The organism is Acanthopleuribacter pedis (genome assembly GCF_017377855.1).
Taxonomy (GTDB): domain Bacteria; phylum Acidobacteriota; class Holophagae; order Acanthopleuribacterales; family Acanthopleuribacteraceae; genus Acanthopleuribacter; species Acanthopleuribacter pedis.
In genome coordinates, this window is sequence record NZ_JAFREP010000016.1 from 35,660 (window position 1) to 58,940 (window position 23,281).

At 56.3% G+C, this 23,281-nt stretch carries 19 protein-coding genes and 1 tRNA gene; 12 read left to right on the forward strand and 8 right to left on the reverse strand.

Translation table 11 applies throughout. The features are described from left to right. Positions 1–104: 104 nt before the first annotated feature. Positions 105–1,019 carry a TIGR01777 family oxidoreductase gene (locus J3U88_RS17075; protein ID WP_207860142.1) on the reverse strand — a complete coding sequence of 305 codons (915 nt, stop codon included), beginning with the start codon at positions 1,017–1,019 and terminating at the stop codon, positions 105–107. Between the two features lie 26 nt (positions 1,020–1,045). Further along, on the reverse strand, positions 1,046–2,098 hold the full coding sequence (locus tag J3U88_RS17080; RefSeq protein WP_207860143.1) for an alkane 1-monooxygenase: 1,053 nt from the start codon (positions 2,096–2,098) through the stop codon (positions 1,046–1,048). 39 nt (positions 2,099–2,137) lie between these two features. On the opposite strand from J3U88_RS17080, the gene J3U88_RS17085 reads away from it, so the two are divergent. Then, a complete protein-coding gene (locus J3U88_RS17085; protein ID WP_207860144.1) occupies positions 2,138–2,335 on the forward strand; it encodes a hypothetical protein in 198 nt (65 codons plus the stop codon). Here the strand turns inward: J3U88_RS17085 and J3U88_RS17090 are convergent. Then, positions 2,317–2,388: transfer RNA gene (locus J3U88_RS17090), tRNA-His, on the reverse strand. The genes J3U88_RS17085 and J3U88_RS17090 overlap by 19 nt on opposite strands. 88 nt (positions 2,389–2,476) lie before the next feature. Beyond that, complete coding sequence (locus J3U88_RS17095; protein ID WP_207860145.1) at positions 2,477–3,250, reverse strand: transglycosylase SLT domain-containing protein; 774 nt, start codon at positions 3,248–3,250, stop codon at positions 2,477–2,479. Positions 3,251–3,520: 270 nt separating this feature from the next. On the opposite strand from J3U88_RS17095, the gene cls reads away from it, so the two are divergent. Continuing rightward, positions 3,521–4,933, forward strand: coding sequence for a cardiolipin synthase (cls, locus tag J3U88_RS17100; protein ID WP_207860146.1), 1,413 nt, complete (start codon positions 3,521–3,523; stop codon positions 4,931–4,933). A gap of 660 nt (positions 4,934–5,593) precedes the next feature. Here cls and J3U88_RS17105 read toward each other — a convergent pair. From J3U88_RS17105 to J3U88_RS17115, 3 genes are all read right to left on the reverse strand, one after another. Then, a complete protein-coding gene (locus tag J3U88_RS17105; protein ID WP_207860147.1) occupies positions 5,594–6,241 on the reverse strand; it encodes a hypothetical protein in 648 nt (215 codons plus the stop codon). After that, a complete protein-coding gene (metG, locus tag J3U88_RS17110) occupies positions 6,241–6,618 on the reverse strand; it encodes a methionine--tRNA ligase subunit beta (protein WP_207860148.1) in 378 nt (125 codons plus the stop codon). Before metG ends, J3U88_RS17105 begins: the two co-directional genes overlap by 1 nt. 197 nt (positions 6,619–6,815) lie before the next feature. Further along, positions 6,816–8,672 carry a DAHL domain-containing protein gene (locus J3U88_RS17115; RefSeq protein ID WP_207860149.1) on the reverse strand — a complete coding sequence of 619 codons (1,857 nt, stop codon included), beginning with the start codon at positions 8,670–8,672 and terminating at the stop codon, positions 6,816–6,818. Positions 8,673–9,241: 569 nt separating this feature from the next. Between J3U88_RS17115 and J3U88_RS17120 the strand changes: the two genes are divergently transcribed. The 8 genes from J3U88_RS17120 (at position 9,242) to J3U88_RS17155 (ending at position 18,667) form a co-directional block, all read left to right on the forward strand. Beyond that, positions 9,242–10,288, forward strand: coding sequence for a lysylphosphatidylglycerol synthase transmembrane domain-containing protein (locus J3U88_RS17120; protein ID WP_207860150.1), 1,047 nt, complete (start codon positions 9,242–9,244; stop codon positions 10,286–10,288). Positions 10,289–10,524: 236 nt separating this feature from the next. Further along, the gene (locus J3U88_RS17125) at positions 10,525–11,856 is read left to right on the forward strand and encodes a divergent polysaccharide deacetylase family protein (RefSeq protein ID WP_207860151.1); all 1,332 of its coding nucleotides are present in this window, start codon (positions 10,525–10,527) and stop codon (positions 11,854–11,856) included. Between the two features lie 62 nt (positions 11,857–11,918). Beyond that, a complete protein-coding gene (locus J3U88_RS17130; RefSeq protein ID WP_207860152.1) occupies positions 11,919–12,953 on the forward strand; it encodes a UbiA family prenyltransferase in 1,035 nt (344 codons plus the stop codon). A gap of 326 nt (positions 12,954–13,279) precedes the next feature. Next, positions 13,280–15,169, forward strand: a complete 1,890-nt coding sequence (locus J3U88_RS17135; protein WP_207860153.1) for a 30S ribosomal protein S1 — start codon at positions 13,280–13,282, stop codon at positions 15,167–15,169. An 81-nt stretch (positions 15,170–15,250) separates the two neighbouring features. Beyond that, the gene (locus tag J3U88_RS17140) at positions 15,251–15,667 is read left to right on the forward strand and encodes a (deoxy)nucleoside triphosphate pyrophosphohydrolase (RefSeq protein WP_207860154.1); all 417 of its coding nucleotides are present in this window, start codon (positions 15,251–15,253) and stop codon (positions 15,665–15,667) included. 212 nt (positions 15,668–15,879) lie between these two features. Then, positions 15,880–16,449: a hypothetical protein gene (locus J3U88_RS17145; RefSeq protein ID WP_207860155.1), complete on the forward strand. Its 570-nt coding sequence runs from the start codon at positions 15,880–15,882 to the stop codon at positions 16,447–16,449. Positions 16,450–16,463: 14 nt separating this feature from the next. Further along, the gene (gene purB, locus J3U88_RS17150) at positions 16,464–17,894 is read left to right on the forward strand and encodes an adenylosuccinate lyase (protein ID WP_207860156.1); all 1,431 of its coding nucleotides are present in this window, start codon (positions 16,464–16,466) and stop codon (positions 17,892–17,894) included. 2 nt (positions 17,895–17,896) lie between these two features. Further along, positions 17,897–18,667, forward strand: coding sequence for a Rossmann-like and DUF2520 domain-containing protein (locus tag J3U88_RS17155; protein ID WP_207860157.1), 771 nt, complete (start codon positions 17,897–17,899; stop codon positions 18,665–18,667). Positions 18,668–18,707: 40 nt separating this feature from the next. Here the strand turns inward: J3U88_RS17155 and J3U88_RS17160 are convergent, their stop codons facing one another. Continuing rightward, on the reverse strand, positions 18,708–21,110 hold the full coding sequence (locus tag J3U88_RS17160) for a bifunctional serine/threonine-protein kinase/formylglycine-generating enzyme family protein (protein WP_207860158.1): 2,403 nt from the start codon (positions 21,108–21,110) through the stop codon (positions 18,708–18,710). 734 nt (positions 21,111–21,844) lie between these two features. Between J3U88_RS17160 and J3U88_RS17165 the strand changes: the two genes are divergently transcribed. Together J3U88_RS17165 and J3U88_RS17170 are read left to right on the forward strand one after the other, a co-directional pair. Then, the gene (locus J3U88_RS17165) at positions 21,845–22,102 is read left to right on the forward strand and encodes a hypothetical protein (protein WP_207860159.1); all 258 of its coding nucleotides are present in this window, start codon (positions 21,845–21,847) and stop codon (positions 22,100–22,102) included. Positions 22,103–22,191: 89 nt separating this feature from the next. Continuing rightward, positions 22,192–23,268: a S66 peptidase family protein gene (locus tag J3U88_RS17170; protein ID WP_207860160.1), complete on the forward strand. Its 1,077-nt coding sequence runs from the start codon at positions 22,192–22,194 to the stop codon at positions 23,266–23,268. The last annotated feature ends 13 nt before the right edge of the window (positions 23,269–23,281 follow it).

Sequence of the window (23,281 nt, forward strand, 5' to 3'; positions counted from 1 at the left end):
ATGATGGATTGTTTTTGCTTAAGCTGCTCTGGGTGTTGGGTTTTCAGTTTTAGTTAAAGTAATTGAAACTATAATTTTTTAACTTCGGCGCTTGAGAAGGCCGCTTACGCCTTGGATAAAGCGTGTTTGAGGCCCGCTTCAAGTCCCGCGGTTTTGAAATTGAAGCCGGCTTCTTCGAGTTTGCGAGGCACCACATGGGCGCCGGACAGAATCAGGGTGCGCCCCATTTCCCCGAACAACAAGCTGACCGCCAGGCCGGGCACCGGGATAAAGGTGGGCCGGCCCAGGACCTTACCCAGGGTTTTGGTGAAGCGTTTGTTGGTGGCGGCGTCGGGGGCGACTAGGTTCACGGGGCCGCTGAGGTTGGGATTGCTTGTGCAGAAGGTGATGGCGCGAACTACGTCCTCGGTGGTAATCCAGCTCATCATTTGTTTGCCACTGCCTACGACCCCGCCGACGCCCATTTTGAAGGGGGTCAGCATCTCTTTGAGAGCGCCGCCTTGGGTGTCGAGGACGATACCGATGCGCATGTTGACCACGCGGATGCCTGCGTCGGCCGCCGGTTGGGTTGCCGCTTCCCACGCGGCACCTACCTCGGCCAAAAATCCGCCGCCCTGGGGCGCGGATTCGTCGAGGGGCCGGTTGTAATCGGTTTGATCGTAATAGCCGATGGCGGAAGCACAGGCAAAGACCGTGGGTTTTCGTTTGAGTTTGGCCATGGTTGTGGCCAGGAGGGTTGTGCTTTTGACGCGGCTATCGAGAATGCGTTTCTTTTTGGTTTCCGTCCAGGTGCCGGTGATGGTTTCGCCGCCCAGGTGGATGACCGCATCGAGGCCTTCCAGGTGTTCTTTGTCCAGGTCGCCGTTGGCGGGATCCCAAACGATGGTGGAAACCTTGTCAAACCCGGTGTGTGAGCGGCCGGGGCGAACCAATTGATAAATGTGAAAGCCTCGGGTTTGAAGGTGCGCGACCAATTGTTTGCCGATCATACCGCTTGCGCCGCCAATCGCAATTTTCATAGCTCCGCCTCGTGGGGCGGTTGTCGTTAGCCGCCCGGATGTTTTTGGTGTGCGCGTACCAAGGGGTCCATTACCCTGCGCCAAAGGGGGGGAATCATTGCCAATAATATCATTCCCGCGTAACCGGTGGGGAGTTGTGGGCTTTCGTCGAAGTGGCGCAGGGTTTGGTAGCGACGGGTGGGATTGGCGTGGTGATCGGAATGGCGCTGTAGGTGGAACAGGAACCGGTTGGTAAGCCAATGGTCGGCATTCCAAGAGTGGCGCGGGCCGACCTTCTCGTAGCGACCGTCCGCGAGCAGGCGACGCTGCAGGCCGTAGTGTTCGATGTAATTGACCATTTCCAGCAAAATAACTGCAACCAGTGCTTGCAGATAGAAGTACAACAGTCCAGGAAAACCGCCCAATAGCCAGGCCGCGAAGCCGAGCAGGATCGGGCATAAGCTGTACCCGATCATGGCGTTGTGGTGGGACCAAAACGCCAGTTTCTTGCGGCTGAGGCGGCGTTGCTCCAAGCCCCACGCGTGCTGATAACTACCGAAAATGGAGCGCACTACAAAAACGTACAGCGACTCACCGAAGCGGGCGGTGGCGGGGTCCTTGGGGGTGGCCACGTTGGCGTGGTGACCGTGGTTGTGTTCGATAATAAAGTGGAGGTAACAGACCGGGGCGAGCAGCATTTTGGCCATGAATTGCTCGAATTTGTTGTTGCGGTGGCCTAACTCGTGGGCCAAGGTGATGCCTAGAGAACCGGTGACCATGCCCGCGGCAAGTGCCGCCAGGCCGATGACCCACCAAGGCTGGGTCTGCCAACTCAATGCCCAGGCGCCGCCAAGTGCTACCATCCATTGGATGGGGACAAAGGTATAGGTCAGGAAACGGAAAATGCGGTCATTTTTGAGCTTCGTGTATTGGCCGTCGCTTAGATTGCGGGTGTCCCGGCCGATCATATGGTCCAGGCAGGGGACCAAGCCGAACACGAACAGCGGTGTGGCGAGATGCCACATGCCGCCCATGTGGGTGCCGGCAAAAAAGATACAAGGCACGATGATCGCAAAAAAGCCAAATTCCCACCAACGCATGGTTCCCCCCCTGGGTCGGTATTGTTGAAGTTGACGTGCGTGTCACTTTTTTGGATTATACACGGACTTTGGCTTGGCGTTTTAAAAAAGGTTGTGGCCGGTTTTGTTGCGGATCAAAAAGAAAGATGGGTTGGTGGAAAAATGTTACCGCTGCTTAGCGGATTTGACGGTATGAAAAGAAATAAAAAAAGCCGACCCGAAGGTCGGCTTTTTATGAGGGAGAGTGATGGGGTTTGAACCCACGACCGCCGGAGCCACAATCCGGAGCTCTACCACTGAGCTACACCCTCCATTGTCAAACAAGGCCAAAGGATACATGAAACCTTTTTGCATGACAAGTAAAAAAAGAAAAAGAATTGAAATGGGGGTTAAGCCTTTCTAGGGGAGTGGTTTAGGTGCTGCTTTTGGGACGGTTAGGGCCTGCCCCGGACTGATGTGGTTCCCCACCAAACCATTTAGCGCGCGCAGCTCATCCACGGGTACGCCATAGGTTCGAGCGATGCTGTACAAGGTGTCGCCTTTGAGCACGGTGTGGCGCAGCGGGGTTTGTGGATTCAGGTTGCCCAAGTGGCGATTACCGATGATTGCCGCCGCGCGAATTTTTTCCACGTAGTTTTGGGTTTCCTCGCGTACGAAGGGGCGAACTTCCTCCCAGGTCAGGCTGTTGCGTGCCGCCATGGTGCGTCTCAGATCACCCTCGCCCAAGTTGTAGGCGGCCAACACCAGGTCCCAGCTCGCGAATTTCCCGCGCAGGTAACGCAAGTATCTTGCCGCGGCGGCACCGGCTTTTATGGGTTCCAGGCGTTGATCGGTGCGACCGCGAACGACCAAACCGAAGGCCGTGGCTGTTTCACGTTTGAATTGGAACATGCCGACCGCCCCGGTAGGGCTTTCCACATGGTTGCGAAACGAGCTTTCAATCAGCGCCAGCCATACCAAATCCTCCGGCACACCCTCGGCGCGAAAAAGCGGGCGGATGAGGGGAACGAAATACTCGGCACGGTCCAAAGCGTCGCGGGTTTGATCCCGACGTTCGACAAGGAGAAAGTCCTGCCATTTCAGCGTTTCAGCGCGCTCGCGGTGGAGTGGGAAACCCTTGGCTTCCGCGGTGGGAAATGTAAACGCATGGAGCAAACACAAGAGGGTGATCATGGTTGAGGGTCCCTTTCAATTTGGGTGGATGGGTGCGGTGGAAGGTGCGGGCGCAGCGCGGCGGTGTTTTTCAAAAGCCTGATCCATGGGGAGACAGCCTAAAAAGTAGCATAAATCAGGCCGGCATTTCGTGTTGTGCAAGGATGCGGCGGGGAACCACGTCTTACACGGGGGGCTCGGTGGATTTTGGGAGGCCGTGTAATGGTGAAAAGCATCGCCCTGGAAGCGAAGACCTTACGTTAGAATGGAACCCAGGAGGGACCGGCACCCATGAAACTTGAAGTGGTGGTCTTGATATTGTTACACGGGCTGGGGCTTGCCTCGGCGGTGCGGGTTGTCATGGAAGACCGCTCGCCCCAGGGTGCCATCGCTTGGGCATTGTCGCTGACGGTGTTCCCCCTTGTGGCGTTACCGGTGTATTGGGTGTTCGGGGGACGGCGGTTTCACGGTTACGTGGCGGCCAGGCGTCGCGATGATCTAAATATGTTTCGGCATTCCAAGACCTTGGAAGCGCAACTGCCGCCGTTTCTGGCACCTCGCGAAACACGGGTTCACTCGGGGTTAGCCCGTATCGCCTACGGTTCCTGGCTGGAAGGACACCGGGCCGGGTTGCTTATTGACGGCAAGGCCACGTTCGACGCTATGTTTTCGGCGATGGAGCGTGCCGAACACACTGTATGGGTTCAATTCTTTGCGATTCACAACGATCAGCTAGGGCTGGCTTTTTGTGAGCAACTCGCGGTTTGTGCGGGGCGCGGCCTGACCGTTTTGCTGCTTTACGATCCTATGGGCAGTCACCAATTGAGCCGCCGGCAGTTACGCCTCTTGGCCGACGCCGGGGTTCGTGTCGCTTCTTTTTCGACGGTGCGTGGCTTGGGCAAGCGGTTCCAAATCAATTTCCGCAACCATCGCAAACTGGTGATTGTCGACGGCGAGACGGCTTTTGTCGGTGGCCACAATGTCGGTGACGATTACCTTGGCAAAAACCCCGAGCTTCCTTTTTGGCGGGATACCCACTGCTGGGTGCGCGGCCCCGCGGTGGCCTGTCTCGAACTTGCATTTCTCGAAGATTGGCACTGGGCTACCGGAGAAATCCTGCCTTTTCAACCCGTGGTTTCGCGCGACGCCAACCCCGGCATCAAGGTATTGTCGCTGCCGACCGGACCCGCCGACGATTTTGCCGGCTGTCACCTGATGTTCCTCGATTTGATCCACAACGCCGTGGATCGCCTGTGGATCGCGACCCCTTATTTTGTGCCCGATCCAGCGGTCATCGCGGCCTTAACCCTTGCCGCGGTGCGGGGGGTCGAGGTGCGGGTGCTTCTGCCGGAACGCGCCGATCACCTCGCCGTATACCTTTCCTCGTATGCCTACATTAATGAACTGGACGGTTTTGGGATTAAGTTCTACCGCTATCGACCGGGTTTCCTGCACCAAAAGGTCGTGCTTGTCGACGACGATCTCGCGGCCGTCGGCACCGCCAACTTTGATTACCGCTCCTTTTTCCTCAACTTCGAAATTACGCTGCTTTTCCATGACCGCGACTTCGCCGAGCAAGTGCGGCTCATGCTAGAGGCCGACTTCGCGCGGGGGCGGCGGGTGACGGCCAAATCCTTCCGGGAGCGCCCCTTCTGGTTCCGGTTTGCGGTGAGCGTGGCGCGGCTTTTTGCGCCGCTCCAGTGAGGATGCTTTGGGGCAGACCCAGCAGGGCATGGCTTGGTATGCGTTATTTCTTAGGATGAAAGGATGAAATGAGGATGCGGATGAAGCGCCGCCCCCTCGGAAAACGATTCCCGACGCGGATAAAGCCGTCGCTCCGAAGGGGCTAAAGGTGGTTTCCCGGATTGCAGGATGAACTAACCCAGGAGAGATGATCGATTTTTGGTTGTCTATCGAGGCTTTGGCACATCGCCGATAACGGGGTTGCGATAAATGAGCACGCATTGCGAACAAGGATTCGTCGCAGAATTCCTTGTGAGAATGCGGGTTAGGGCCGCGACTGAACCGGGTTCCGCCATGGCATGGTTTGCATCAAATGGAAGAGGGCGGCAGCATGGGCGGAATCACCCACTTCAGCTCTCCGGTTTCTTTCCCCCATTCCTGGTACGCGAGGCCGCAAAACACAGGGTGAGGATCGCTTTGCGCTTCAACGAAGCTACCGCTTCATCCGCGTCGGGAATTGGCTGCCAAGGGTTTTACCCTTTATCCGCATCCTCATTTCATCCGAGGATCCTGAGAAATCACGAATCCCAAGCCAAGCGTACGAGGGGCATACCCACGGTATTGACCCAGCATTCCCGGAAAGCGAAAAGCCAAGCCCAAAGGGACTCGGCCTATCCATTGTTAGAGGAGATTAAAGCGGGGCAGCCCAAAATGATCGCGAATCGAATCGCGTAACATCCGCGCAAAGAGTTTTGGCTCCTCCGCCTCGGGCAACACTTCCTCAATATCCTCGCGCATGTAGCGCAATTCGTCGGCCGAGAGCGACGCGGTCAGCGCTTCGATCAGCATCTCTTCGATCTGTTGCAACTCAGTGTCCACGGTATCCACATCAACAATATCCACGACCTTCACCGCCTTGAGCGCGGCCAGACTTTGTTCGAGGATGGCGAGGTGTTCGGGATACTCCGGTACCAGCTTTTTGAGACGACGCTGAATGCCCGCCAGCTTTTTGCCGAGCAAATCACCGTTCTCTTCGTTTTCCCCTTCGCCTTTGTGAAGGATATCGTACTCGCGATGGACCTTTTGAACGGTGCTGTCCACCTGGGTCAAGAGCAGCGAGGTTTTGCGACGCGGTGATTTATTTTTCTTTTCGATGAACAGGTCGATGGCCCGCAGAACGACCGGCAGCGGGACCTCGGCCTGGTGCCAACGCTCCATGGCTTCAAATTCAATCGGTGAAACGATCATTTGATGCTCACGGCGCCAGCACCAGTGCAGCTCAATCTCGCGATAATATTCGCGGTAGGAATTATGAGCCGGTGAGGTCATTAGCGAACCTTGGAACCGAGTGGCAGACCCTCGGGCAGGGTAATCAAAGCGGGAACCGCACCTTCGCCCTCGGGTGAGGCGGCCAGCAACATACCTTGTGACTCAATGCCCATCAGCTTGGCGGGTTTGAGGTTCGCGACGACGACAACGCGACGGCCGAGCATTTCCTCCGGCAGGTAATAGGGGGCCATGCCCGCCAAGATTTGGCGTTTTTCAAAACCCAAATCAACTTCCATTTTGAGCAGTTTCTTGGATTTTGGGATGCGCTCGCAGCTCAAAATTTTGCCGACACGCAAATCGACTTTCATGAACTGTTCAATGTCGATGCTGTTGTCGACGGCCGCTTCAGTTTCGGCGTTTTTTGTTTCCTCGGTCATGGTGATCTCCTGAATGAATCGAAAATGGGGTTTCGTTTCTAATAGTGTGGGACTGGGGTGGATACATCCGCGCAAATTTTGGCGCGAGCCGCGCCAAAGGCCGCGCACCATAGGTGTTCCATGAGGCGCCCGACTGGGCGGCACATTGTAACCCGATTCAGGTGTGCGTCAAGCAGATCCTGGTGTTTCTTGGCGGCTTAGGCGGGGGTTTTTTCGCTGATCCCGGCCGGCTTCAGGCGTTTTGGCAATACGATGGTGAATTCGGTGAATGCGCCTTCTTCCGACTGGACCTTGAGTTCGCCCTGGTGGCCCTGGGTAATGATTTCCCAACTGATCGAAAGGCCCAAGCCGGTTCCTTCGCCAAGCGGTTTGGTGGTGAAGAAGGGTTTGAAAATTTTTGCGCGGATATCTTGGGGGATACCCGGCCCATTGTCGCGAACCCGAATCACCACGCGGTTCGCGCTGTTTTTGGTAGTAACGACCAGTTTGGGTTCGTAGTTTGGATCGGCTTCGCTCATGCGTTTCTGCAGCGCGTAAAAGGCGTTATTAAACAGGTTGATGAGCACCTGAGCCATGTCCTCTACCTGGAGGGTGAGGTTCTCTACCTCGGGGTCCAGGTCCTTTTCAATCGTCAGCGAGAATTTGGGGTCTTTGGCTTTGACACCGTAATAGGAAAGCCGCAGAAACTCTTCGATCAGGGTGTTGAGATCGGTTTGATGCCGCTCCTTGCCCTTGGCGTGGGCATGCATCATCATGCCGTGAATCAACTTACGCAGCGAGTGTTCGTGCTTGAGCACCACCTCGATGTGGCGCGACAGCATCTCGCTTAAGCGCATTAATTCTTGTTGGCCTTTGCGGCTGACCATTTTCTTTTTCGAGCGAATCTCGCTGAGCAGGTGCGTCGCCTGGGCCTCGGCATCCCAGGCCGACCTTGCCAATTTGTCCAGGGGCTCTTGAATCTCGTGGGCGATGCCCGCGGTCAAGGCGCCCAAGGAGGCCATTTTTTCCTGAATCACCATTTGGTCGCGCATTGTCTGCAGCTTTTCAAGGGTTTGCTCGAGTGCCTCGTTTTTGGCTTTTAGCTCTAAGGTACGGGTTTGAACCATGTTTTCCAGGTTTTTGGTGTAATCCTCTAGGCGAAGGTTGGCCGTTTTCAAATTGGCCCCAATGGTGCCGAGACGAAGTAGGGTCACCATGATCAGGGTTACCAGCAAACAGGAGCAGGCGAACAGCCACAGGCGGAAATGGTTCGACTCGGTGAGTGCAATTTCGTAGTAATGGTTGTAAGTGCTTTTGATCGAGCCGAATATTTGCGAGGACTGCGGCTGGAGCGCGATGTTAAAGACGTGTAGCAGTTTGTCGATTTCACTTTTGTAAAACAGAATGTTTTCCACATGGTTGATCACGATCAGCACGTCTTTGTTGCTTTTGGCGTTGGGGTTTTCGTTGGCCAATTTTTTGAGCTGGGTCATGCTGGATTCGATTTGTTCGCGCATGCGGTTGGTGGTGAGCACGCTCTGGGAATGAACCACTTCCTGCGCGGAAGCCATGTGGTACAGCAACACCTGGTTCTGTAAATCCATGAGCAGCGCGCGTTTTTCACGGTCGCCGCGGTCGGTTAGTTCACTGGCTAAGTCTTCAGAAAGTGAGGGGAAATACCTGAGCGAGTTGCGCAAAATCGCGTATTTGCTTTTGTAGTCCTCTAGCAGCTTTACCTTTCGCTCCAATGTGTTGCGGTAGGTTTTGAGATCCGCGCGGATGGCCTCAATCCCATCGGGGTCAATGAAGGCGGGAACATGACTCAGTTCCTCCAACAATTCGACCGGCACATTCTCAATCGCCGTGGCCGGTCCGACGTGGGACAACAAGCCGTAGGTGGTTTTGAGCAAATCGCGCGAGAGGGCGCCTTCCCAGGCTTCGACCTTGCGCAGGCGTTCGATGAAATAATAATGTTCGCCGGGATCGACCGTTATCGAGCGGCGATACAAATACCCCAACAGTGGTACAAATGCTAAAGCAATAAAGATAAGTTTGTACTTGGCAAGGCTTTGCATGATAGCTCCGCCACATCGCGATGCGGTGGGAAAAAGGGATTACAAAAAGGTGAAGGACCCAAGGAAACACGGAACCCGCGGCCACCTCATCGCAGGATTGCAAGATGGGAGCAAACCCTGGGTGCGGTAGTTCGGGTTGTAAACGCTTAGTCCAAATTCTATTACGTTCGTAGGTCCGCTTAAAGTAAAACATTTTCAAATGAACGAAAACTCGCGTTTTTGATGTAAGCATCTTGGGATAATGAGGTTGTCTCGCGTGATCAGGGGTGCTCGTGCAGGGGTGCTTTTTACCCAAGGTCGCGTGCGCACGGCCCGGCGGGTGGGGGTGTGCGGTGTTTTTTACCGGGAGGGGCGGCTGTATCTGTCTCGGGAGACAGTCGTGTCGGTGAGGTACTCGCCGGCCTAGGCCGGGTGCGCGGGCCGGTCCGCAATTATGCCGTCCATCGTCTTGCGCACATCCGCATCGTGGGCGCGCTTGTGTTATGGTTCGTGCCGGGCTTTTCGGCATACCTTGTGCTAAGCGTTCACCGGCGTTGTGTCGCCTTATTCTGTGAACCTCGGATTTCATTTTGCAACAGTCACACGTTTCTCCCCATTCCGCCGCCGGCGCGTTCAAACGCCACGCGGCGACCTTGGCCGGTTTGGTTATCGGCTTTATTTTTCTGTACCTCGCCTTTGCCAAGGTTGATTTGAGTGAGGTCTGGCGACAAATCAGCAATCTGGCCTTGTACCAAACCTTGATAGCAACGGCGCTAACCCTTTCCGCTTTGTTGCTGCGGGGTTTGCGTTGGTGGTATTTGTTCCCGCGTCCCCACCGTCGCGGTGAACTCTGGCAAAGTATCCGCGCGTTGAGTATTGGCTACGGTGTCACCAACGTCGCCTCGCGGTTGGGCGAGGTCGTGCGGGTCGTTTCCTTTTACCGCCGCACTGATCGCGATATCGGCGCCGTTTCCGCCACCGTGGTGCTGGACCGTATTTTGTTGGATCTCAGTGTCTTTGCGTTGCTTGTTGGATTCTCGATGACCGTGTTCCACGAACGCCTGACCACGCTTTTTCCCAGCGCCGCCTCCGCCCTCTGGGCCCTCACCGGCCTCATCGGTTTGGGTTTGGCGGGACTGTTTTGGACCGCCGCGGCGCCTGCTTCTCTGAAGAAGCTGGTCGCCTTCACCGGGTTGCCCCGATTCCCCGCGGTTTGGCAGCGCTTGGAAAACCTGATTGACCAAGTTAGCGGTGGCTTAACCGTGATGACTTCGCCCTCCGCGTACCTGGGCCTTTTTGCCGTCAATACCGCTGCATGGGGCGCTTCCATCCTCATGCTTGGTTACATCATGACCCTGTTTGGTGTCGCGGCGCGTCCCGCGGAGGTGTTGCTGATTTTCGCTGTCTCCAACCTAGGAATGATCCTGCCGAGCCCTGGCGGAATTGGTACCTATCATTATTTCACCGCCTTGGGATTGACGCGGCTGATGGGTGTCGACGAAGTCACCGCCTCGGCGCTTGCCGCTTACGCGCATGGGATTTCCTATATCAGCTACTCTTTGTTCGCGTTGGTTGCTTGGCTGATTCCCGGCGAGAAACCCGCGGCGACCGCGGCGGCCTCCGCCGAGTTGGTTTGATTATTGCTTTGCTCCTTGGTGTAAGTTTTGGGTTGGCCGCGCTTCAAGGGTGATTACTGAATGGAGGATGCCGACGCACGACCAACGGTTTTGCGAGGCGGGTCACATGGGTCCGGGCTCGCTTCACAGGGCATGCTCAGGTATGATGGTGTCTTTGTCGGGCTTCGCCCCCGCCAAACACACCAGGCGACACGACCCCACCAACCGATTTGTACGAATTTGGGACATTAACTTTTATGGCTGCTAGAAAAACACGAAGTACCGGAAGCAAAGGGCGGACCTCTTCCGCGCGCAAGAAGAAAAAACCGCAAACCAGTGTCTGGGATTGGGTGCGTCGTCTCCTCGTTGCTTTGTTCATGGGGTTTGTCGTGCTGGGCGCGGTGGTGGTTTGGCTCAAGTTCGAATGGCCGCAAGGGCAGGGCCCGGTTAACGCCGCCATGGTTCAGAGTGTTTTGATTGCCGCCCAGGCGGACGGGGATACCAGCATCCAGAAAGTCACCAAGGACGGCATTGAGCGTTGGAAAGTGGCCGTGCCTACCCGGGCGCGTAAAGACGCCATCATTCGCGCGCTACAAAACATGATGCTCGACCAGGGATCCCATTTTGATCCCGGCAAAGAGCGTCGCCACAAGGGCAAGTTGGTACAAATCGTTGCCCTGGAAATCGAAAACAACAAACCCCTGCGTTTGGTGTTTGTGGTAGAGGGCAAAGCTTCCGCCAAACCAAAACCCAAACGGAACAAGCCGCTTCCCGTCGCCGATAAACCGAAGCCCGAACCCAGCCCGGAAACCGATACCGAACTGGAAATTGCCACCACCGCCGTGACCCAAGACATTGCCGCGCGTTTGGCCGCCAAGCCGGCGACCCTTCCCGCGAATCCCAAACGACCCATGATTGCCGTGATTATCGACGATGTCGGGCATAAGGGGATTCGCCAAATTCAGCCGCTGCTCGACCTGAAGCTGCCGGTCACCTTTGCGGTCCTGCCGCACCTGGCCCATTCCTCCACCAACAGCGTGCATTTGCATCAGCATCATTACGAGGTGATTCTGCACATGCCGATGGAGCCGGATAACTTCCCCAAAACCAATCCGGGTGAAGGCGCGATTCTGTCGTACCTCAATGAGACCGAGGTGCGCACCGCGGTGCGCAAGGCACTGAAAACCGTACCTTTTGTGGTTGGTGTCAACAACCATATGGGTTCCAAAATTACCGCCAACCGTGCTTTGATGGACGCCGCCTTGGAAGAAGTCAAGAAACACGATCTTTATTGGATCGATTCACGGACCAACCCCAAAACCGTGGCCTATGCACTGGCCAAAAGTAAAGGCATGCGGACGACGGAGCGCGATGTGTTCCTCGACGCCGAAGAGAGTTATGCCTTTACCATCAAACAACTCAAAGAGACCCGGGCCGTCGCCGACCGCGAGGGACGTGCCGTTGCCATCGGGCACCCCTACCCCTCGACCATCCGTGCATTGCGCGACGTAATGCCGCGCCTGGACCGCGAGGGTTATCAGTTTGTGTTTGCCTCCCGTTTGCTTGAGGTGCCAGGTGACTCATTCTGAACCTTTAGTAATGATGTGAATGCGTACCGAACTCTGTTGATGGTTCGGAAGGAGATCCCTTCATGCGTGACCTGTCGCTTCAGCGACCGGCTTCTTTTGATGAACGACCGGCTTTTTTCGACCAAATGCGTCAATACCTCATTTTTTCTCGGCCCTTCACCCTCATTGCCCCCATGTTGGGTGTTGCCTCCGGCGCCCTGACCGCCTGGGGCTCGCGCCACAGTGCCTTCAGCATGGTTTTTTCCTGGGACTTGGTGATCTTGGTCGCCGTCGCCTCACTGGCGGCCGGGCTCTTAAACGCGGCCAGCAACGGCCTCAACCAAATTTACGATTTGGAAATTGATCGCATTAACAAGCCGGACCGTCCACTGGTGACGGAGGCGATTAGCTTGCGCGGCGCCCATATCTGCACTTGGTTTCTGTACGTGCTTAGTGTCGGCATGACCTGGCCGATTGTGGCCGACCCCAACTTGACCTGGGCTGAGCGCTGGACCGCGCCGCTCGCCCAGCACGAATGTTTCTTTTTCTACCTCACCGCGGCCGTCTTCACCTGGATCTACTCCATGCCCGCCTTCGGGCGCACCAAACGGCTGACGTTTGGCGCCAACCTCACCATCGCGATTCCGCGCGGTCTGATGCTCAAGGTTGCCGGCTGGTCGGTTTTGGCCGGCATTAGCGCCGTTGAGCCATGGTTTATCGGTCTTTGTTTCTTTTTCTTTTTGATCGGCGCGGCAAGTACCAAGGATTTCAGCGACATGAAAGGCGACGGTCACGGCAAGTGTTTGACCTTGCCGCGTCGGTTCGGCGTGCGTCGTGCGGCGACCTATATCGCCCCCTGTTTTGTCCTGCCCTGGCTTTTGATTCCGCTTGGGGTTTTTCTGAACATCGACGGACAACCCATTTTGAGCGGTGATCCGGTGTTGCTGGTGTTGTTGGGCCTCTCTTTGGCCACCTGGGGCGGGTACACCGTTTACCTGATCCTGCGCGATCCCGAGGCGCTGAGCCGCATGGAGAACCACCCGTCCTGGAAACACATGTACCTGATGATGTTCTGGGCACAAATGGGATTTGCACTGGCCTATTTGGTCCGCTTGTAGCCCGCGCACGGGTGCTGATTTGCCGCGTTGTGTCGAATGGGTTGTCGGATGCGATGCAGTTTTCCCACTTTTCAACGGAAAATCAGGGCATTTGCTATTTTAAAACGAGCCCTATGTCGTTTTCGCAGCACAAATTGTCGCCGGCAAGGTCCGTTCTGGATTTAGCTTTTCCGTTTCATGAAGTTGTTTGTTAAAATACGGCTTTGGCTTTTGGGTGGCGTGGGAACTAACCAACACAAACCAACTATTAAAAACTCCGAAGGCCTTCAAAACGTGAACTCATTGGAGGTTTTGAAACAGTCATGACGAACGAGCACCAAACTGACATGAAACAAACCGAAGCTACAGCAGAACAAAAGCAAGACGCAACTGTTGTAGAAGGAACGCGCGAAGCCGAAGCGGCTCCGGTTGCGGAGGAACAACAGCCTCCGGTTGCGGAGGAACAACAACCTCCGGCAGCAGAAGCCGCCGCCCCGGCGCTCAAATCCGACCACATATCCGAGCAAGATGACGACGATGTGGAAGAAGAAGCAGCCGAAGAAGGCAAGAGCTTCGAGGAATTGCTCGAGGAATACGACCAATTCCGCGAATATCGTCCAGGCGAAATTGTCACCGGGACCGTGGTGAACATCGGCGAACAAGACGTCGTTGTCGACATCGGCGCCCGCGTGGAAGGCACCGTGCCCTCCACCGAGTTCCAGGACGAGGAAGGAAACCTCAAAACAAAAGAAGGCGAACGCATCAAAGTGATGGTGCTGCGTTTCAATCCCGAAGCGCAACACATTCCGTTGTCACACGAGCGCGCCCGCATTGCCCATGTTTGGGACGATATTGAGGAAGTCGCCACCAAAGAAAAGACGCTGAAAGGCGTCATTATTGAGAAAGTGAAAGGCGGCTTTATTGTCGACGTGGGTGTTCGCGCATTCTTGCCAACCTCACAGGCGACCCTGAAGCCCCAGAAGGATTACCAAGACCTGCTCGGTAAGCGCTTCGACTTCAGCATTCTCAAAATTCAACGTCGTCGCGGGAATTTGATTTTGTCCCGCAAGGATCTGCTCCAAGCCGAGTTTGAAACGAAGCGCACCGGCCTCTTCGACAAACTCCAGGAGGGAGCGGTACTCACCGGCTCGGTTAAAAACGTCACCGATTACGGCGCCTTTATCGATCTGGGTGGCCTCGACGGTCTGCTGCACATCAGCGACATGTCTTGGGGCCGCATCAACCATCCCAAGGATTTGGTGACGGTTGACCAAGAGATCGAAGTCAAAGTATTGCGTTTCGACCCGGATAAAGAAAAAGTCAGCTTGGGCCTCAAGCAGTGTATGCCCGATCCCTGGTTAAGCGTTAGTGAGAACTATCCTCCCGGCAAATCCGTGAAAGGAACGGTCTTGAACCTGACCAGCTACGGCGCATTTGTCGAACTGGAGCCCGGTGTTGAGGGCATGATCCACGTTTCAGAAATGAGCTGGACCAAAAAAGTGCGCAACCCCGGCCAAGTTTTGCAAAAAGGCCAAGAGGTCTCGGTGAAGGTGTTGGATCTCGACTCCGACAAGCGCCGCGTCAGCCTCAGCCTCAAGCAAACCGAGGACAACCCCTGGGAGTCCCTGGCCGAGCGTTTCCCTGTTGGCAGCAAAGTCAAAGGCAAAGTCCGCAACATCACCGAGTTTGGTGCCTTCGTTGAAATCGAAGACGGCATCGACGGCTTGGTTCATGTCAGCGACTTTAAATGGGGCGAGCGCACCGCCGACCCCAACGAGTACGTGAAAAAAGGTGAAGAGGTCGAGGTCGTCATCCTCGCCGTCGACACCGAGAGCAAGAAGGTCTCCCTCGGCATGAAGCAGATGGGCAACGATCCTTGGCTCGATTTCACCAAAACCTACCGTGAAGGTGATTACATCACCGCCAGCGTGACCAAGGTAACCGATTTCGGTGTCTTCCTGCAGTTGGCCGAACACGTTGAAGGTCTAGTTCGCAATAACGAACTCGACATTCCCCGTGGCGCGAAAGCGAACGACCACTACAATGAAGGCGACGAAGTTCAGGTGATTGTCACCCGCATCAGCCATCGCGAACGCAAGGTTGATCTGAGTGTCCGCCGCTTGCGTCAAGACCAGGAGCGTCGTGCCATTGCCGAGTACACCAAAAGCAATGACACCGGTGGCGCCACCATGGGCGACGTGATGGCTGAAGGCCTGCGTCACTTGATTAACAAGTAATCACCACACCCAAAAGCCACTCAGCGCAACCCCTCATCGTTTCGGTGAGGGGTTGTTTGCTTTTGGGCATAAGGGGGTCTTATGTCAGAACCGAAAACTCTGCGTGTTATGGTTGGTTTGTGTTTGGACGACGACCGCATTTTGATTACGCGGCGGCCGGACGACACCCATTTGGCGTTGAAGTGGGAATTTCCCGGTGGCAAACCGGAAGGGGACGAGGACAACCACGCCGCCCTCCAACGCGAGTTTCTGGAAGAGGTCGGGCTGACCATTGAGGTTGGCCGCCTGTTTCATGAAAAGGTGTTCACCTACCCGGAACGTCGGGTACATCTCTTTTTTTATCTGGTGCGGACCCCGATCCCCCAAGCCTTGTCGCTACGCCAGGTGGCGGATGCCAAGTGGGTCCCGTTTTCGGCGCTGGTCGACGAGGATTTTCCGCCCGCTAACGCCGAACTGCTGGACTGCTTGCGGCGCGATCAGCCTCGATTTAGCGCTTAATCCCTTTTTATCGGTTGTTGCGGGGTCCGTCGAACCTGTTGCAGTATCGAAAGTTAGACCATGTCGCCTGATCCCACCGCGGGGTTGTGTCGTTTCCCGTTCCCGTTTCCCAGCGCCGCCACGCGATCCTAACCGCATGGAACCCCGCTTTATGGTATGATGCCATTGATCCTTTTGAAAACGCATGCATGGAAGAGGGTTAAAGCTTTTAAATGGAACCACTTGAAGATACCTTGGTCTATCAGGGCGGCGAAATTCCGCTTCAGGCGCCCAGCGAAGAAACCCACGTTTACACCCATGCCCAAAAAACCCGCCTTCTGATCCTTGTTATTTTCCTGTCCTACCTGGTGGTGTTTTCCTATTTCACCAGTTATGTGGTGCAAAAGCTTTCCGAACCCGATTCGCTGCCCCCGTTTTTGTGGATCGCCGGCGATCCCAACGTCACCTACTGGTTTTATTTTGCCGTGTTTGGGGCCGGCTTCCTGATCGCCTTCGGCATTTTTATGTATTTCCTTTATTCCGTGGTGGATATCTGGGGTCTGGAAGTCTGGGTCAACCAACAGGAAGTACGGGTGGTGAACACCCTCACCGGGCCTTACTTTCGGCGCTTTACCGGTGTCGGCCGCCTTTCTATGGAAGATATTGTTCGTTTGCGACCAACCACCACCGCAACTTTTGTCCTTGGTAAAAGCGGTGTGATTCGCTTTACCCCGGTCGACCAAGTGGAAACTTTAATCCAAACGATCATCATGCATGCGCAAGATGTCACCATCGACGACTAATGGAAGAGGAAAACATGTCTATTCCCAACTACCAAAACCCTTTGGTGGAGCGTTATTGCTCTGCCGAGATGTCGCACATTTTTTCGCCCGATTTCAAGTTCCGCACCTGGCGGCGGCTTTGGATTGATCTGGCCAAGGCCGAGCAAGCCTTGGGTTTACCGATCACCGATGCGCAAATCAACGAGATGGAACAGTTTCGCGACGACATCAACTATGAGGTTGCCAAAAAACGCGAAAAAGAAACCCGTCACGATGTGATGAGCCACGTCTTTGCCTACGGCGAGCAGTGTCCCAACGCCAAGGGGATTATCCACCTGGGCGCGACCAGCGCCTATGTCGGTGACAATACGGATTTGATCCAAATCAAAGCCGGCTTGGAACTTGTCGGCAAACGCTTGCGCGCGGTGATGGCCTCCCTGGCGCGTTTTTCTGCTCAATACGCGGCCATGCCCACCCTGGGTTTTACCCATTTCCAACCCGCTCAATTGACGACGGTCGGCAAACGTGCGGCCCTGTGGTTGCAAGACCTGTTGCTGGACCACGAGGACCTAGCCCACCGCCTTGAAACCTTGCGTTTTCGCGGCGTCAAAGGCACGACGGGTACCCAGGCCAGCTTTTTAGAATTGTTTAACGGCGACCACGACAAGGTGAAGGAACTCAATCGCCGCGTCAGTGAGGCCGCCGGCTTTCGCAAAGGGTACATTACCGGGCAAACCTACCCGCGTCGGGTCGACGCCCAGGTCACCGGCGTTTTGTCCGGGATTGCACAGTCGGCCAGTAAATTCGCGCACGATTTGCGCCTGCTCGCCAATCTTAAAGAGTTGGAAGAACCTTTTGCCAAGGACCAAATCGGCTCCAGCGCCATGGCTTACAAGCGCAACCCAATGCGTAGCGAGCGCATTTGTTCGCTGGCGCGCTACGTGATTACTTCAGCGCAATCGCCCGCTTTCACCGCGGCAACCCAATGGTTTGAGCGCACCCTCGACGACTCCGCCAACAAGCGTATTTCGATTCCCGAGTCCTTTTTGGCCGTGGACGCGGTGTTGCTGATTTTCAAAAATGTGGTCGACGGTTTGGTGGTTTACCCCAAAATGATTGGACGCCGCATCGCCGCCGAACTGCCTTTCATGATGACCGAAAACATCATGATGGAAGCCGTGAAACGCGGTGGTGACCGGCAGGAATTGCACGAGGCCGTTCGGGTTCATTCTTTGGAAGCCGGCCGTATGGTTAAGATGGAAGGCCGCGAAAATGATTTGCTCGACCGCATCGCCGGGGACCCGAGTTTCGGCATTGACCGCGCGGGCCTCGACGCCATGATGGAACCCTCCCAGTACACCGGTCGTTCCGAACAACAGGTTCACGAGTTTTTGGCCGAGGAGATCACGCCGCTTTTGGCCCGATACAACGACGGCGACGCCGACGACGTGGAACTCAAAGTTTAACCATGACACAAAGCGTCGGTATTATCGGCATGGGTCGCCTGGGTTGTTCCCTGGCGACTTCCTTGCGCGATGTGGGTCGGCCGGTCCAGGAACGCCGTCGCGGCGACGCGCAACCGCTCGCGGCATGGCTCAAACCCTGTTCCGTGGTTTGTTTGACGGTTCGTGACGATGAACTGGCACCCTTGGTCGCCGAATTGGCCGCCTTCCCCATGGTGGGCAAAACCGTGCTCATTTTTTCCGGTGCGACGCCGTTATCGGTGGCAAAACCGCTGGAAAATGTCGGGGCCGTGATCGGCAAGCTCCATCCGTTACAGACCTTTGCGCAAAGAGACCGCGCGCCGATGCCGCCCGATACGCACTATGCGTATGAAGGGGAGGTTGCCGCCTTGGTTACGCCTTGGGTGCAGGCATGGGGTGGTCGCTTGCACCAATTGACCGGGGATCAGTGGGCGCGGTACCATACCGCCGCCGTATATGCCGCCAACTTCCTGCCTTTGATGATTCGTGCCGGGTGCCAATTGCTGGCGCCTTTGGCGGCGGATCGACAGGATGCGTTGGATTGGCTGGCGCCCTTGATTCAAAACAGCGTGGCCAATGCGCTGGACGGTGGCCAAGACCTGCCGTTTTCGGGGCCGGCGATTCGCGGTGACGCCGCGGTTGTCGCCCGTCAGGCCGAACTTCTTGAACAGCTTGAACCCGAACTGGCCGACCTTTATCGCCTGGCCAGCCAAATGGTTGCGGCAAAGTCCGGGCACGATGTGGCGGGTCAATAGGCGTCAAAAGCCGGCTGTGTAGGCGCTCCGCGTATTTTTTTTATTCATCTACCGCGACCAAACGGAAACCGATGCCGCAGTCGCGGTGGATCGGCGGTCTGCTGTCGCGGTTTTGGCAGCGGCATTCGCCCGCGTCTGTATTGTAGGCGCCGCCGCGAATGACGCGCTGTGAGCCCGAACTCGGCCCGGTTGGGTTGGTGCGTGGCGCGCGTTTGTCGTAACCCACCTCGTACCAATCCTGAACCCACTCCCACACGTTGCCTTGCATGTCGTGCAAACCAAACTTGTTGGCCGCTTTTTGGCCCACCGCTTCGATGCCGCTCGTGTTTGCTGCGAACCAGGCGCTCGACGGTTTGGCGTTATCGCCCGCGCAGGCGTATTCCCATTCCGCCTCGGTCGGCAAGCGAAATTTCCGACCCGTAAACATCTGTAATCGCGACAGGAAACTCTCGATTTCGCCCCAGGAAACCCCGTGGACCGGCAAAGTTTCGGCCTTCGTGCAGGAATTGTTAAAACCCATCACCGCCGACCAAAGCTCTTGGGTGACCTCGGTTTTGGTGATTTGGAAAGCGCTCATTTCGATTTTGCGTTGTGGGCGCTCGTCCGGGTAGCGCCGTGCGCGGGTTCCCATGCGGAAGGAACCCGCCGGCACCGCGACAAAGGTTACCCTTTCCAGCAGTCCTTGGATCTTTCGGCGTTCCCGTGCTTCCCGAGCTTCCTGGGTTTCTTTCGGCTTTGATCTCGGGGTTTCTGCTGTTGTTGTGCTCGGCTTTGGTTTGGAAACGGGTTCGGGTACGGGTTCGGGCTTGGGCGCTGGGTTGCTTTCCTCCGGCGGTGGTCCCGCCGTGCTCGTTTCAGGTTCCGCCTTCGTTTCCGTTTCCGTTTCTGTTTCGGAGGGGGATGTTTCGCCGTCGGCAAGCGCGGTTTGGAAGGGCGGGACCGCGGGGGCGGAACGGACCGACCAAAGCTGGTCCAGGTATTGGCGGTTGGAGTAGGCGGGGTCGTCGTTAATTCGGGCGAAGGGCATTGGGGCGGGTTGGGAAATGATACCCGCCTCGTCGGCCGGGCTGTCCGCTTGTTGTTGGGCGCGATCATCGAGGATCTCGTCTCGGGACGCTTGGTTCACTGTTTCCGGCGGCGGTGTTTCCTCCGTTTTGTGACCCCTGGGAATCATGAAAAGGCCCAGCACCACCAACAAAAACAAACCCAGTCCTGCCGCGATCCAGATGTTTTGCTGTTTGCGGCGCATGGCGTCGGAACCGACCGCCATCTTGGGTTTGTCCTCCCCGCGCGGGCCGGGGTCGAGTTTTGCGGGCGGCACGTTGGGTGGGGTAACCGTGGGCGAGGCGGTGGGTTGTGCGGCGGGCACGGGTGGTGGTGCCTGTTCCGTCGGCGCCGTTGTTTCTTCAGCGGGCGCGGGCGGTGCTTTCAGGCCGGCGACATTAAAACTGCCGGAGAGGGATGAGTTGGGTGGAATCGTGGTGGGCCGATCATTGAGTAAGCCCAGTTCCTCCAAGGCAAGAACAAATTCGCCCGCGGTTTGAAAGCGTTCCTCCGGTTTTTTGGCAATCATTTTCAGTACGATGTCGTCGAGGCCGAAGGGGATATCGCGGCGGTACTTGTTGGGGTCGGGCGGCATTTTGTTGACGTGTTGGTACATCACCGCGATGGCGTCTTTGCCGCGGAAAGGCAGGGTGCCGGTCAGCATTTGGAAAAAGACCACGCCGAGCGCATAAATATCGGTGCGGCCGTCCACCTCTTCGCCCAGAGCTTGTTCCGGACTCATGTAGTGGGGCGTGCCCACAAAACCTTTGGTGGCCGTCATATTCAAGGTGGCGAGTTGGGTGCCGCTCAAGGCTTTGGCAATGCCGAAATCCAAGATTTGGGGAATGTTGTGTTCGTCGAACATGATGTTGCCGGGTTTGATATCGCGGTGAATCAACCCTTTGCCGTGGGCGTAATCCAAAGCGCTGCCGATCTGAGAAATAATCGTTACGGCCAGGTTGATTTCCATGCCCGTTTGGATCATGTCGGCAAGTGAACCCTGCGACAAATAGGGCATCGTGAAATAGTGGATCGGGCCTTGGGAGCCGACGTTGTAGATCTGGACGATGTGGGGATGGTTCAAACCCGCCGCCAAACGCGCTTCCCGTTTAAACCGGGAGACCAAGTGTTGGTCGTGGGCGTGGGCCAGCGGGAGGGCTTTTAAGGCGACGCGCCGGTCCAGTTCGAGCATATGCGCCTCGAACACCACCGCCATGCCGCCTTTACCCAGTTCGCGAAGGATGCGGTATTCGCTCGCCAAACGGGTGCGCACCAAGGCTTCAAAAGCATCGCTGTCCTGTTCGGCCATGCCCACGTCTTCACCGTGGATCGACGCGCCGCAACGGCTGCAAAAGAAGGCGTCGTTTGGATTTTCTTGGCCGCATTGTTGGCAATTCATCAAGGGTCCCTATGGATACGGGAATGAGGTACCTGTGGAGCGAAACCCCGGCTTGAGTTTCACCTGTCCTACCTATATGGCTTTTCAAGGATTTGGCTACGAACCGAAACAGCCGCAACGGCTTTGGTTTCCTTCGGCGGGGTCATTCCCACGGTCGTAGCATTCGTATTCGAAGCGACTTCAGCCGTTCGTGACGAACCCTGATGTGCAATACGGGCTGGAAGTGTCCTACTCTCCGCATTTTACTTGAGTTTGTGCCGTGTAGGGCCTTTTTTTGGGAAGGCTTTCCCGCACCGCGCCGTCGGCACACGGGTCGGTGCCCGTCCTCACTTGTCTAAGTGGCGGAGTAGCCCGTAATTCTCACAAGGATTCGGTGCGAGAAGCTGAAAGCCTTGTAAGTACGAAGATTACGACCAAGCGCAAACGGAGCGGGGCCGATCGCGGGGCCGACCATTCGGCGTAGCAGCGCACCGTCGCGTATTGCTCGACTGAGTAAAGCGGAAGGCCGCCCCCTCGTAATCGCATGGGTTTCATGCTTCGCAGCAGAACGCCTTGTGAGAAATGCGGGCTTGCTCGCTTTCGGTTTGGATCGGAAGCAAACACCCGTCTTTTCATCAAGTAACCCAAGCGCCAAATTTGATACGATAAAGTTCGAATCTCGTTGCTTATTTTAATGGGAATGCCCGGCGGTGTGGGGGTGTTGACCCTGCCCAAGCCCTAGGGGAGCGAAAACAATGGTAGAAATGAAGGAAGCGGTAAAAATCGCCTTGGAACACCTGAACGTCTTTTTTGATGGTAAGCGGGTTGGTGAGAAATTACTGGAAGAGGTAACCTTGGAGGAAAACCCCGCCTGTTGGCGGGTGACCGTGGGTTTTGATTGGAACCCCACCTCCGGGACCGCCAGTTTGGGACCCGGCCAACGCATTTACAAAAGCCTGGATGTGGATGTCGAAAGCGGCCGTGTCATCGCGGTTCGGCGCGCCCATCTGTAAGGAAACGTGGGCCCGCTCACCAAAAGTGCACGCTTTTTCGTCCGTGCTTGGTTTGGGGGCCGTTTCAACCGACAAAAAAAGGAGACGACATGGATCGTCGTGTGTTTTTGCGCGCCGCGGCCGGTTTGGCGGCCGTTAACAGTTTGTCTTGTGTCGCGGCCAAGGTGCCGCTGAACAAATCCGACCGGCTCATGGCCGTCAAGGAGGCTCCCGTGATGGTGCGACCGCCGCGTTTGCAAAGCGGCCAGACGATTGCCCTGATTGCCCCCGCCAGCAACACCCGCGAGAACGAGGACATCCGTTTTGCCATGGACGTCCTCGATTCCTTGGGTTTCAAAGTGAAACCTGGGCGCCATTTGTTCGAGCGCAGCCTTTACCTTGCCGGTGATGACCGCAACCGCGCCGCGGACCTTAACAAAGCTTTTGCAGACAACGACGTTCACGGTATTTGGGCTTTGCGCGGGGGGTACGGGTCCGGCCGCATTTTGCCCTATGTTGATTATCAAACCATCTCCGCGCATCCCAAGGTGTTTGTCGGTTACAGCGACATCACCGCTTTGCACTGCGCCATTCAGGCCCACACCGGGTTGGTGACCTTCCACGGGCCCATCGCAACCCAACAATTTTCCGAATACGCGCTCCAGTCCTTTCAGCAGGTGGTCATGGAAGCTAAGGCGCCGACGCCTTTGGCCGCGCCGCCGCCTTTTGAAACCAAACCCGGCCAAGTGGAGCGCGAAAACCGAATTACCCGTTTTCACGGCGGCAAAGCGCGGGGTCGGTTGATCGGCGGCAACCTCTCGATCCTAACCCAAATGATCGGTACGCCTTACGAACCCCAATTCGACGGCGCCGTCTTGTGTCTGGAAGACGTGAACGAGGCACCCTACCGCATTGACCGCATGCTGACCCATCTGATTCTGTCCGGCCGCTTGCAACGCGTTGCCGGGATTGCCTTTGGAAAATGCACCGACTGCACCCCCGGTAAAGGCAACAGCTTCAGTTTGGAAGAAGTGATTGCCGACCGTTGCTCCGGGTTGGGGGTACCGGTGGTTCGCGGCCTGATGTTTGGCCATATCGAGGACAACGCAACCCTGCCCTTCGGTGCGCTCGCCGAGTTGGATGGTGACACCGGCACCTTGACCCTGGTTGAATCAGCCGTTGCTTAAACCCAAATCGCTC

Bases quoted from the DNA above. Each gene is read 5' to 3' on its own strand.
- J3U88_RS17075 (WP_207860142.1), bottom strand. From the start codon at position 1,019: ATGAAAATTGCGATTGGCGGCGCAAGCGGTATGATCGGCAAACAATTG.
- J3U88_RS17080 (WP_207860143.1), bottom strand. From the start codon at position 2,098: ATGCGTTGGTGGGAATTTGGCTTTTTTGCGATCATCGTGCCTTGTATC.
- J3U88_RS17095 (WP_207860145.1), bottom strand. From the start codon at position 3,250: ATGATCACCCTCTTGTGTTTGCTCCATGCGTTTACATTTCCCACCGCG.
- cls (WP_207860146.1), top strand. From the start codon at position 3,521: ATGAAACTTGAAGTGGTGGTCTTGATATTGTTACACGGGCTGGGGCTT.
- J3U88_RS17105 (WP_207860147.1), bottom strand. From the start codon at position 6,241: ATGACCTCACCGGCTCATAATTCCTACCGCGAATATTATCGCGAGATT.
- metG (WP_207860148.1), bottom strand. From the start codon at position 6,618: ATGACCGAGGAAACAAAAAACGCCGAAACTGAAGCGGCCGTCGACAAC.
- J3U88_RS17115 (WP_207860149.1), bottom strand. From the start codon at position 8,672: ATGCAAAGCCTTGCCAAGTACAAACTTATCTTTATTGCTTTAGCATTT.
- J3U88_RS17125 (WP_207860151.1), top strand. From the start codon at position 10,525: ATGGCTGCTAGAAAAACACGAAGTACCGGAAGCAAAGGGCGGACCTCT.
- J3U88_RS17130 (WP_207860152.1), top strand. From the start codon at position 11,919: ATGCGTGACCTGTCGCTTCAGCGACCGGCTTCTTTTGATGAACGACCG.
- J3U88_RS17135 (WP_207860153.1), top strand. From the start codon at position 13,280: ATGAAACAAACCGAAGCTACAGCAGAACAAAAGCAAGACGCAACTGTT.
- J3U88_RS17140 (WP_207860154.1), top strand. From the start codon at position 15,251: ATGTCAGAACCGAAAACTCTGCGTGTTATGGTTGGTTTGTGTTTGGAC.
- J3U88_RS17145 (WP_207860155.1), top strand. From the start codon at position 15,880: ATGGAACCACTTGAAGATACCTTGGTCTATCAGGGCGGCGAAATTCCG.
- purB (WP_207860156.1), top strand. From the start codon at position 16,464: ATGTCTATTCCCAACTACCAAAACCCTTTGGTGGAGCGTTATTGCTCT.
- J3U88_RS17155 (WP_207860157.1), top strand. From the start codon at position 17,897: ATGACACAAAGCGTCGGTATTATCGGCATGGGTCGCCTGGGTTGTTCC.
- J3U88_RS17160 (WP_207860158.1), bottom strand. From the start codon at position 21,110: ATGAATTGCCAACAATGCGGCCAAGAAAATCCAAACGACGCCTTCTTT.
- J3U88_RS17165 (WP_207860159.1), top strand. From the start codon at position 21,845: ATGGTAGAAATGAAGGAAGCGGTAAAAATCGCCTTGGAACACCTGAAC.
- J3U88_RS17170 (WP_207860160.1), top strand. From the start codon at position 22,192: ATGGATCGTCGTGTGTTTTTGCGCGCCGCGGCCGGTTTGGCGGCCGTT.